Genomic DNA, 11,112 nt, shown 5'->3' with positions numbered 1-11,112 from the left:
GTCTTGCTCTACATGGAACAGCATATCTCCGAGAATGTTTCCGTAGACACGCTATCTCGCATTGCGCATTACCATCCTAATTATTTTATCAATGCGTTCAAGCAATTTACGGGCTACTCGCCTATCCAATACATGAATCATCTGCGTTCAGAGAAAGCCAAAGATTTGCTGATGACGACGGAATTAAACGTCTCGCAAATCGCTGACACATTAGGGATGGAACTATCTTATTTTTCCCGGATGTTTCGGGAGCAAACGGGCTTTAAGCCTACGGCTTTCCGTGATTTGAGGCCAAAAACAACTGAAAATAGCCAATAAAAAGACAAAGCCGCCTCCAAGCCATGAAACATGGCTGAGAGACGGCCTCTTTTGTATATCAACACGTCGTTAACTGTTTAAGCGGCTCACGGATAAAAGGAATTCGCCTTCGTCGTCGTGGAGCACCAGCGGTTGTTCAACAGGAAACGGATCAGCGAATTTTTCGCCCGCTCCGTGCCGATGTAGTTCAACGTTTCCGCGGCATGTGCGCGAACATATCTGTTCTCGTCATCCAGCGCGATCTCCAATTGTGGAACTGCCGGCTCTGCCGAAGCGCCTAAGCGGGACAATGATAGGCTCGCCATGAAGCGCACCTGCGCGTTCTGATCTTGAAGGCCGCGGGTTAGGCTGGCAACGACGTCCTCTACGGACGAGTTCATAAAGCCAAGCGCGTCAACAACGGCGCTGCGGATTTTATCCTCCGGATGACCAAGCAGCTGTGTTAGAGCAGGAACTGCTTTTGCTGCTAATCCGCTCAATTCTCCCAGTGCAAACACAGCATGTGTTACCGTGTTTACATTCTCATGATTCAGCGCAGCGATTAACCCATCAACCGCCTCGCTTCCAGCAACCGCCAAACCATATGCGGAGATTCGCGAAACATGAACATCATCGCTGCGAAGTCCATCCAGCAAAGCATTCACGCCAGCTTGCCCTCTACGTGCAAGATCATAAGAGGCATTAATGGCAATCGTTTCATCACTACTTAATTTCGCAGCCAATTCCTGAATTTCCTGCGGATCGGATGAAGCTGTTCYTGCCAAGGAGCAGATTTCACCGGACAACCAGTTCCACGTCTCTTCCCACATCAAATCATGTGCAGCAAGCGGTGCAAGCAGGTTCGCAGGCTTTTTCCATTCGCGCTCTTGATTATTCCAGCTTGGCTGCTTCGGCAGCTCGGTGCGCATGAACTCAAACTTCAGCATATAACGCGGCTGTCCAAGAATGTTCGGCGTGGAACGGTGCCAAATATCATAATGGATCAATGCAAAAGTGCCTGCCTCGCCGCTTGCCAAAACTTCAGCTGGATGCTCATTGGCTTCGAATGCCCGCTTTTGGYGATTTTGTGTGCCTGGCATAATGCCTGTCGGCCCCAAATCTACCGGTGTATCCTGCGGGAAATACATAATCATTGCCCAGTTCGGGTGATGATTGCGCATGCGGTCATATCCCCAATAGCTGTCTTTATGCCAGCCCCCAGCGGTTGGAAGCGCATTGAAATGCCCATGTCTGTGTGCATGCATCATATAGTTCGGACCTAATACACTCGTTAATGCGCCAGTAACAACGGGATGTTCGAATACTTTTTGCACCTCACGAATGCGCGGCAGCAAGTTGTTTCCAGGATTCCCCTCTTCTGCGTACACCGTATTTAATTGCTCAAGCAGATTGTCGTGAAACGCCTGTGAAAAATCTGTTTTCAGAATCAGACACCCGTTGGTAATAAACTCTCTCATTTGCTCATCCGTTAATAGTAAAGGTTGTTTCTCCTGCATTGTTCCTGCCTCCTTGGCGTTGTATTGAATGCTGTAAACTTACCCTTATTATAAAAAAGTCGCATGAGATACTTAATAGACATTCTTAATCAGAGCTAGCACAAAACTAAGATAGAATTATTCCAACAAGTTTTTAGCGACTACATTCCGCCTAAATTCCGTTACGGTGCGGCCTTCAATCTCTTTGAATACTTTGYAAAAATAAGAGGTCTCCTGGAATCCTGTTTTTTCTGCGACCTCGTATACTTTGCAAGAAGGATCGCTCAATAATCGCTTTGCCCTTTTAATCCTATAGCGGTTAATATATTCGATAATCCTCTGCCCAGTTTCATGCTTAAATAAATTCGACAAGTAGTTTGCGCTTAAATTTAGAACTTGTGCCAGCTTAACAACAGAAATGTCCTCGGCATAATGAATATGCACATATTCCAAAGCAAGTTGAATTTCCTTTCTCGGGAAACGTCCAGTTTCATCCGACTTATGAAGCAGCTCCTTACACTGCGCAAGGAACAAATCCCTCAACTCTCCTAACGGATTGAGCTCCTCAATCGACCTGAGAACTTCGGCATGCCAGTCCGCCATGTTATCGGTGTGCAGGTTCTTTTCAAGCGAAGTGAATTTTAATAAAGCAAAGAGATCGATAAGCCATTTTCGAAGATCCATCATTTCAGGCTGGCTTTGATAAAGCAGTTGGAAAAATTGCTCTGTGATCGTTTCAACTCCCCTTAAATCGCCCCTTTTCATGGCTTGAGCTAATTGTTGGAGAAAAGCCATTCCCTCCCTAGCATTGACATTCGAACTGAACGACAACGGATACCTATATAGCTGCTTAGAGCTCTCATAAATCGATTGATACAGCGCCTTCTCCGCTTGCTGATACAGGATACTGAACGCTTTAAGCCCATAACCTACCGAGCTAATTCCAATGGCAAAAGCACCGTTATCTTTGCGAAAAGATGAGGCTAACTCGGTTGCTATCTGCATCGCTGAGGTGCCCATATGGGTTTCACTCTTCTCGTGGTAAAAAGAGACTATAATGGCCATTCTCCGCTCCGTAACCGGAATGACCATCAGATAACGCTTGGCGCTAGCTTGGAGCTCAAGGTTAACTTCCAGACTCAATTTCCACGCCTGAATATCGACATCATCACCTGAACAAGCAGCAACCAAAATAATCGTGGGCTCATGCAGAATGGGAAATTGGGTAACCGCAGCACGATGCTCGATTTCCTTGGCATTCACCAGATCACCTAACAGCAGTTTGCTCGCCAAATCTGTCTTTAAGCATGTAAGGCTAGACGCCATGAACGAGGTATCCTGATTTCTCTGGCGATCCCACAAAATCTGCGTTCGCATCTGCTCAAGCAGATTCTCCAAGGACTGCGGCTCCAACTCATGTTTGAGCAGATAGTCCTCTGCCCCGAGTTTCAGTGCTTCCTTCACAAAATGAAAGTCGTCGTACGAACTCAGCGCTACAATTTTGATGTTGGGATCAAACAACTTTACGTGTTGAATAAGCTCAATGCCATTTAACTGTGGCATAGTGATGTCGGTCAGAATGAGGTCTACTTGAGATTCCTTTAACAGTTCCAGCGCATGCTTGCCGTTTAAAGCTTCATGTATGATTTCAAATCCATGATCCTCCCAGCGAAGAATCGATTTCACCGCATAGCGATACATGGCGTTATCCTCTACGATCATGGCTCTAAGCATAATTCTCAGCCTCCCGCAGATTTAGAATAAACGGTAATCGAATCACAGCTTTCGTATCGAATCCCTCCACACTCTCATAACTAAGCCCATAGTCGCTGCCGTAATAAAGTTGAATGCGTTCATGTACACTTCTTATTCCAATGCTGGTTAAGCCTGAAAAAAGGCTTTTTCTGTCTCCTCTATGCAAAATACGATCAACTTTCTTCGCACTCATTCCGATGCCATTATCCTCAACTAGGAGATACAGGGCTTGTCCCTCTCGATAAGCGTGAATCGTAATTAAACCATTCCCTTTGGACATTTCCAAGCCATGCAAAATCGCATTTTCCACCAATGGCTGTAGAGCAAAATATGGCACATAAGCAGGCATGACTTCAGCGTTAATTTCATAATGGACGTCAATGGCTTCCCCGTAGCCAATCTTCTGAATGTAAATATAATCGCGGATATGGCTAATCTCTTCGCTTAATTGATGGTATTCGCTTTCACGTCTGACAGAGGATTTAAGCAAATTAATAATGGCATTCATCATCTGAACAATGTCATTTTGCTGCTTCATATGCGCATACCACTTGACTGTGCCTAACGTATTATAAAGAAAATGCGGATTGATCTGGCACATCAATACAGAGAATTCCGCCTGCTGCTTAGCTAATCTTTCCTTATAAACCGTGTTGATCAATTCTCTGATCCGGGCAACCATGAAATTGAAACGAATCGTCAAACTTCCGATTTCATCCTGACCAGATGGCTTAATATGCACGTCAAAATCCCCCCCCTCAACAAGTTTCATAGCCTGCTCCAGCTTCTTGATAGAACTTGTGGTAGAAACGGAGAAATAAAAGGCAAAAATAGACGAGATCACTAACGCTACAAGGGAAACCAAAATAATAACAACGGTTAAGACATGCTTGTTTGCATATAAAACATCCTTGGGAATAAAACAAAGCACCTGCCAATCAAGGCTTTTCATATGTTCTCGCACCAGAAAAAAGCTGCTGTTCACGCTTGGGTCGATCCAGTCATCGACAATCGTCGTTCCGCCACTTGCAAGAAGGGAGCCTTCCTCGTTCAAAATTGCTAGATTTTCCTTACGTATTAAAGAGCTGTTGGATTCCATCGAAAGAAAATAGCTCGAATCGATGCCAAAAACAAGCGTACCCAGGCTTTGATTCACATCATTCAGGTTGATAAACTTTCTTGACATCAATACTTCATTCGGCGTTCTCGTAGAGGCATGCCAAGCAATTTCAATGCCAGCATGTTCCATAGCAACCGCTTCAGACGACAGAATTTCATTGAAGTAATTCACATCCTGTGTCCTGCTGGCACCTTTTTTATTTTCCCACCAAATAGCCTTTCCTGAATTCGTCCGAATTCCAATGAAATTAATGGATGGATTGCGATTCCCATATTGCAGTAATAATCCTTCCAGTTGGCTGCGAAAAATGGGGTAATTATCACTAGCCGTGTCTAGTGATCTTTCGGAAATGATACTCCGGAAAGCCTCATCGCCGAGTAAATAGACCGACGTATTTATGAGACTTTTGGCGTGATTATCCATATTCTCAGAAAACTGTTGAAGCACTTGCATAGACAAATCTCGCGTGTTTCTCTCTAAATATTTGGAAGAAGCATAAACGGCGAATCCCCCAATGGATGAGGTAATAAATACGATGATGAGCAGGTTCGATAGAAAAATTTTAGTGCGGAAGCCGAAGTCCCTTGGCTTTTTCATAAATCGATTCAAATTATTTCTCACTGCCCTTCACGTTATATACGTTCATGGATGTCTGTCCATTTTTTTACATACTTGTATTATAGCAGCGATCTATCCCTTGGAAAACTATGGAACTAAATACTTAATATTCTGTGTTATGTATACAAAATTGTAGTTATTTTCAATGTAAGTCCAATACCTCGTCTTTATAATAAATACGAACAGGCGAAAGAAGCCCTTGAATAAATTCAAGGGCTGCAAGTAGCTTTCAAGTTATAGGCTTTTTAATTTGAAAGGAGAACTCCATGCCTAAAGATCATGTGCTTCCTTTAATGATTACCAGTCACGGCAGCATGACTCTCACTGACCACGGAACCTTGCTTCATCATCCCTCGGACTATTTCATGATTTACTGTAGGAAGGGCGCTGGCCGTATTATCTGTCATGATCGCGAATACATGCTTCATGAGGGCATGATATTTATTTCTCCTCCTCAGGTATCCAGCACATATAACATGAGTAGCGAGCCATGGAACTTCACGCACCTTACTTTTAACGGTTCTCTATTAAATCGATTCCTGTTTGCTTTACAACTTGTAGATATCAATGTATTTCTACTGGATGACATGCAGCAAATGATTTTCAATGAAATTCTGCTTTTTCAAAAATCCCAGCACAAAGACCGTGATTATCATGGATCAGGCCTACTTTACATGCTATTAATCAAGTTGAAAATTTCTCGAGATCATTCGCCTCATGACGATCAAAAAGAAAATAAGCTAATGTTCTCCAGCATTATTTCTTTCATTAAGCAAAACTATCACCATGACATCTCGCTGACCATGCTGGCCAATCAAATGTCCATCACTGAACAGCATTTTAACCGTATGTTTAAAAAGGAATATCAAATGACACCCATCACTTATTTAACACGCTATCGACTGTTCAAGGCCAAGGAATTGCTGATCCGTGACGATCAGATGTCCGTGAAAGATATCTCCGAAGCTGTAGGATTCAACAGCCCCAGCTACTTCGGAGCTGTGTTCAAAAAATACGTGGGCTGCTCCCCCATCGAATTGCGCAGAAAAAATGAAGGCTAGAAAACCCCCAGATCAATTTCTTCAAGCGAGGCAACCATCAAATCATGTGCTAGAAACTCCAAGTTCCGAGTCACTTCATTCGGCACGACAACGCATCGGATACCAGCGGCCTTAGCGGCTTTCAACCCATTAGGGGAATCTTCAAAGACGAGAGTCTCCATCGCTGCTACGCCAAGTTTCTCAAGCGTCAATGTATACAACTCAGGGTCAGGCTTCACCCGTTTGACATCATCAGCTGTATGAATCACATCAAAATAGGAAAAGATGCCTTGTTCCTTCAAATATTTGTGAACCCAATCGCGCGTAGAACTGGACGCCAATCCAATACGTAGACCTCTTAGCTTGGCTGCTTCCAACAGCTTATGCACACCTGGAAGCAGCTGCGCTTCGCCTAAATAGGTTGCATACTTCTCTTCAGACAACTGTTTGATATGCCCATGATCCAAAGGCTTTTGGATCGAGGTCTCTAGATAAACATAGGGATTAAACTCATCGAAGGAAGTTCCCACATTGCGCTTCCTGTTCCTTGAGGAGATTGAGCGACAAGCCCAGCCTTCCCTCCACTCGGAGTGCGCATCCCGAAATAACGTACCAGGGTCCACTCTTCACCATCCTGCGAGTAAAAGAAAGATACGCAGTCGTCAACTTTACGTATTTTCAAATATGGGTTAGCCACTTGTACGATTTCTGAATTACAATCATCGGAAACACCATCTTTCGTCACGACAGAAACGATCGTTGGCGTCTTACCGTTATATTCAAAACACAATTTACACCAATTGTTTTCGTCGACTAGAAGCATCAAGCATCCCGAGTCATATTTGTTTTTCATTTCAACAGTAAGCTGAGTTGTCATTTCGAATGACTCCTGTACAGGTGTGTACAAAAAAGGAGCCGAAGCGCAGATATGTTTTCCAGCCGGATCGCAAAAGAAATCAGCTCCGGGAGGAGCGGTTACGATGATGCCTCCATCCTCTGTAAATCCCCACTGCTCTGGCTTGTTCAACCAGGAAAGTTCGAGCTGTTTTTCAGCATGCAAAATATTGGTCATTTTTACCTCCTAAAGTACTTTTATGTATGGTTAATAAGATGAATCCACGATTTGTTGGCGCCCAGCTGGAAGAGGCAGAAATAAGACAACAATCATTAAGACGGCATATAAACCAAGAACAACAACAAATAGCGATAAGGGACTATGGTTATAGATAAGTCCAGTTAAATAGCCTGAAGGGATAGCGGTCAAGGTCATGACCGTCTGCACGGCAGAAAACATATCTGCTTTCTCATGGGTGCCCAAACGATTCATTAGCAGAGCATCCCGGTAGGTCTGCAAAATAAATGTTCCGGCAGCCAGAATCGTGATGGTTATCATAAGAATCAGAATATTCCCCGATGGAATGAAAAGAAACAGCAATGAGCCCACTGTGCATAAAGCAACGGATAGGCCAACATATTTCTCATCCGAGTGCCGTTTCAATCTCGGGAAAATGACGAAGTAAAGCAGCATGACAGTTAACGCGGATACGACCGGGATGTAGGAAAGCGTATGATTGTCAAAACGCAATTGCTCTTTGAAAAAAATAACTTGAAAGAAATTGAGCTGCAAGATGAAGTTGGATAAAACGGTGATGACAATAATTGGGAACAACCTGCGACTCCGGAATGCTTTGCCAAATAATAATAAACTTGCCCTCAAACTTTTGATGACATGTGTCTGGTGGTGCACCCTCATCAGCTCTTTGCCTACTTCAGTCTCATCCGTCATGCGGTTGCGAAGCAAGAACAACACCGTCATGATGATTCCGCCAAAGAAATAAATAACGGCAAGTGTACGCGCTATGCCATAATTAGCCATGATCAAGCCCGCAAGAGGTGTAAGTACGCCTGCCGCCGTAATGATCATATTCATTATACCGAATACTTTTGGCCGCTTTCGTTCTTCTACATCCTCAATAATAAGACAATTGAACGAAACTGTCACAATTTTTGACGTAGCATTTAATAAATAGGCGATGAGAAATAACCAGAAACTTTGGGAAAAAGCCCAAATGAACATTGGAATACTCCATGCTATCAGATCAAAGACTAACGTTGTTTGTTTTCTGCCTAATTTATTCGTGATTGCTCCGGCAAATAACTGAAAGATAAAAGCAAAATATAAATGAAGAGAATTGATAACCCCAATCTCAATATCGGTAAGTCCAGCTTCCTTCATGTAAAGTGGCGCATAGAATAAAACAATCGTGCCAGGGATTGCCCATAATGGTTCAAGGAATATGGAATAACGCGGATTTTTCGGCAAATCATCCAGCCACTTCTTTTTCAAAGCAAACCCTCCTTCTGACCTCCATCGCTGCAAACGATTATCACAAGCCTGTTTGCAGCGACAAACGGTCCGTTTCTTATGAAATTAACACGGCTTTGACTGAGGTCATCGGTCTGGACTCTCCTGTGCGTAAATCAAACCCCATTGTCTCATTGAAAGCTTGTTCGTACTGATCCAGTGATTGACTGGATGTCACCATATTCTCCAATTCAGGCAAGTTCTGCGCAAACTTGAGCGCTCTGTTGATGATTTGATGAACCGCTACGTCACCGATGACATTCACGCCATTATTAATAAAATCCGTAGGCTTGAATGAAACTTCATAGCTGTCATCATACCCCATAGGGATGATCCTTCCCCCTTTGCCAATCAAACCCAAAGCCACATGCAATTGGTTGCCGACTGCATCCACGATAATATCAAATTTCTGATTATTATTGATTTCATACACTTTTTCAAGCGTAAGTTCGCTCGGGTGAAAGACGTGATCCGCAATTTTGGAAGCGAATTGTTTGCGGTACTCATCGATTTCCGTACCAACCGTTAGACGGGCGAATCGCTTGCTCACCAATTGGCATAACGAGCCGATGGCACCCGAACCAAGCACCAACACAGCATCACCTGGCTTCACATTAGCCTTCAAAAACGTATTCAATACACATCCAAGCGGTTCTACCAACATTGCAGCTTCCCAGCTCATGGTTTCCGGAATTTGATAGATATACTTTTCTTCGCCTACGTAATATTCCGCGAACGTTCCATGAATGGTCATCCCAACTTGATGCTCTTCGAAATTCTCACAGTAGCAGTGCAAGCCCTCACGGCAATATGTACATATGCCACAGGATTGCGTCGGATCGATGAGAACGCGATCGCCAACTCGGACACTTCTTACTTTGGAGCCCACCTCTACGACCGTGCCGACTCCTTCATGACCAATAATGGTTCCTTGATTAGCAAAAATTTTCCCTTTCACGACATTCAAATCTGTACCGCAAATGCCTGATCCATAAATTTTGACCTTTACCCCAGTCTCTGATTGTATGACGGGCTGATCGACATCCATTAACTCAACCTTCCGGTAATCCTGATAGACAAGTGCCTTCATAAAATATGTTCCTCCTCGTGGAATCTTATTTTTATTGGTATCGCTGCCAAGCACGCATGATCTGCTTTAAAGTCTCTTTAACCCACATGATTTCCATACGAGTATGACTATCTGAAAAGATGAAAAAGCCTTTCGAGAAAATGCCTTGTTTCGCTAGTTCTTTCACCATAAATTCCCGGAAAGGGTCCTGGTAGAAATCCCGCTCCGCTGTCGATCGGATACAAAAGCTAGCGTAAGTTCCTTTTAACTCCAGTTTTCCTGTTAAATTGAGCGCTAGCAACTCATCCTGCAGCTCCGTCATGATTGCTTCCGTTACCCCTCGCCAGCTCGGCCAAACAGGGGCGCTTTTCATTAGCTGTTCGCAAGCAATAGCAGCCGCTAGTGCAGTGGTTTCACTGGAATGAGCGTTGCTAAATTTGACTTGGCCGCATAGACGCATCACGTCTTCATTTCCGAGCACGGCTCCAAGAGGAAAACCATTAGCCATACCTTTGGAGAGACAAAGCAAATCCGGCCAAATATCAAACTCTCCCGCGGTAGCTTGTTTTCCCATCCGAATGCCAGACGTCACTTCATCGAAAATAACCAGGATCTCGTTGCTCCGGCATAGCTCAACAACTTCAAGCAGGGCACTTCGCTCCCATTCATTAGGGCAAAGTACGATGCAAGCAGTCCTATCTGCGTGTTGTTGGACTACTTCCGTAATGCGATCCAACGTGGGTTCGCCGACCCATACCGTGCTCCTCTCAATTTCCGGTGGAATTCCCAGTGCATCTGCTTGTTGGCCGTAATAGCCGTAGGCAGACCAGTCATGCCACCCATGATAAGCCGTCGTGATCACAATCGGCTTATGACTGTAGGCTCTGGCCAACCGCACTGCACCGCTAACAGCGTCGGCGCCGCTTTTGCAGAAACGAAGTGAGGCATACTTTCCTTCGAACCTTTCTAGAATCATTTCACCGCAAATCAGTTCAATGTCTGACGGAATAGAAAAGCTTGTTCCTTTGGACAATTGCTGGATAACGGCGCTTTGAACTTCTTTGCGGGCATGTCCCCACACAGCCGTCCCCATCGCCATCTCGCAATCCAGCCACTGGTTCCCATCGATATCAATAAAACGGGCATTCTGCGCCTCTGTACAACATACCGGCGTATACCCTGGAAATAAGCGTTCAGGTGTTTTGGCAAATGTACTGCAACCGTTCGGAATAATCTGTTGAACATGCTGCCACCAGGCCAAATTCCGGGTAAAAGAGGCTTGTTCCTCAATAGACTTCATAGGGTTCCTACCTCCTTCAGCTTAGCGAACTTTGGTACCCGGCCAGCAGCTC

10 protein-coding genes are annotated in these 11,112 nt (G+C 44.4%); 2 read left to right on the top strand and 8 right to left on the bottom strand.

The window, feature by feature from the left end:
- On the top strand, positions 1-318 hold a 318-nt coding region (locus AC1DUA_RS16595; RefSeq protein ID WP_477500819.1), incomplete at its 5' end, for a helix-turn-helix domain-containing protein.
- Positions 319-404: 86 nt separating this feature from the next.
- On the opposite strand, the gene AC1DUA_RS16590 is transcribed toward AC1DUA_RS16595, so the two are convergent.
- From AC1DUA_RS16590 to AC1DUA_RS16580, 3 genes are all read right to left on the bottom strand, one after another.
- Positions 405-1,814 (bottom strand): HEAT repeat domain-containing protein, encoded by a 1,410-nt coding sequence (locus tag AC1DUA_RS16590; RefSeq protein ID WP_477500818.1) that lies wholly within the window; start codon positions 1,812-1,814, stop codon positions 405-407.
- A gap of 117 nt (positions 1,815-1,931) precedes the next feature.
- Positions 1,932-3,527, bottom strand: coding sequence for a response regulator (locus AC1DUA_RS16585; RefSeq protein WP_477500817.1), 1,596 nt, complete (start codon positions 3,525-3,527; stop codon positions 1,932-1,934).
- Positions 3,520-5,277 (bottom strand): cache domain-containing sensor histidine kinase, encoded by a 1,758-nt coding sequence (locus AC1DUA_RS16580; protein ID WP_477500816.1) that lies wholly within the window; start codon positions 5,275-5,277, stop codon positions 3,520-3,522. The genes AC1DUA_RS16585 and AC1DUA_RS16580 overlap by 8 nt, the downstream gene beginning before the upstream one ends.
- Positions 5,278-5,552: 275 nt before the next feature.
- Here AC1DUA_RS16580 and AC1DUA_RS16575 point away from each other — a divergent pair, with 275 nt between their 5' ends.
- Positions 5,553-6,347 (top strand): helix-turn-helix transcriptional regulator, encoded by a 795-nt coding sequence (locus AC1DUA_RS16575; RefSeq protein ID WP_477500815.1) that lies wholly within the window; start codon positions 5,553-5,555, stop codon positions 6,345-6,347.
- Here AC1DUA_RS16575 and AC1DUA_RS16570 read toward each other — a convergent pair.
- The 5 genes from AC1DUA_RS16570 to AC1DUA_RS16550 all read right to left on the bottom strand — a co-directional run bounded on the left by AC1DUA_RS16570 (position 6,344) and on the right by AC1DUA_RS16550 (position 11,060).
- Positions 6,344-6,856: an HAD-IA family hydrolase gene (locus AC1DUA_RS16570; protein WP_477500814.1), complete on the bottom strand. Its 513-nt coding sequence runs from the start codon at positions 6,854-6,856 to the stop codon at positions 6,344-6,346. The two genes, AC1DUA_RS16575 and AC1DUA_RS16570, sit on opposite strands and share 4 nt — an antisense overlap.
- Entirely contained in the window at positions 6,814-7,398 is a 585-nt protein-coding gene (locus tag AC1DUA_RS16565; protein WP_477500813.1) for a DUF1349 domain-containing protein, read from the bottom strand. The genes AC1DUA_RS16570 and AC1DUA_RS16565 overlap by 43 nt, the downstream gene beginning before the upstream one ends.
- A 30-nt stretch (positions 7,399-7,428) precedes the next feature.
- On the bottom strand, positions 7,429-8,673 hold the full coding sequence (locus AC1DUA_RS16560; RefSeq protein WP_477500812.1) for an MFS transporter: 1,245 nt from the start codon (positions 8,671-8,673) through the stop codon (positions 7,429-7,431).
- 76 nt (positions 8,674-8,749) lie between these two features.
- Positions 8,750-9,781: a zinc-dependent alcohol dehydrogenase gene (locus AC1DUA_RS16555; protein ID WP_477500811.1), complete on the bottom strand. Its 1,032-nt coding sequence runs from the start codon at positions 9,779-9,781 to the stop codon at positions 8,750-8,752.
- 31 nt (positions 9,782-9,812) lie between these two features.
- Positions 9,813-11,060 carry an aminotransferase class III-fold pyridoxal phosphate-dependent enzyme gene (locus tag AC1DUA_RS16550; protein ID WP_477500810.1) on the bottom strand — a complete coding sequence of 416 codons (1,248 nt, stop codon included), beginning with the start codon at positions 11,058-11,060 and terminating at the stop codon, positions 9,813-9,815.
- Between the last annotated feature and the right edge of the window lie 52 nt (positions 11,061-11,112).

It is taken from the genome of Paenibacillus sp. 01T422, from assembly GCF_056398785.1.
Note: the sequence above shows the minus strand (reverse complement) of the source record. Positions and strands in the feature narration are given on the sequence as shown.

Excerpts from the sequence above, each read along its gene's own strand:
- AC1DUA_RS16575 (WP_477500815.1), top strand. The coding sequence starts at position 5,553 with ATGCCTAAAGATCATGTGCTTCCTTTAATGATTACCAGTCACGGCAGC.
- AC1DUA_RS16565 (WP_477500813.1), bottom strand. The coding sequence starts at position 7,398 with ATGACCAATATTTTGCATGCTGAAAAACAGCTCGAACTTTCCTGGTTG.
- AC1DUA_RS16555 (WP_477500811.1), bottom strand. The coding sequence starts at position 9,781 with ATGAAGGCACTTGTCTATCAGGATTACCGGAAGGTTGAGTTAATGGAT.
- AC1DUA_RS16550 (WP_477500810.1), bottom strand. The coding sequence starts at position 11,060 with ATGAAGTCTATTGAGGAACAAGCCTCTTTTACCCGGAATTTGGCCTGG.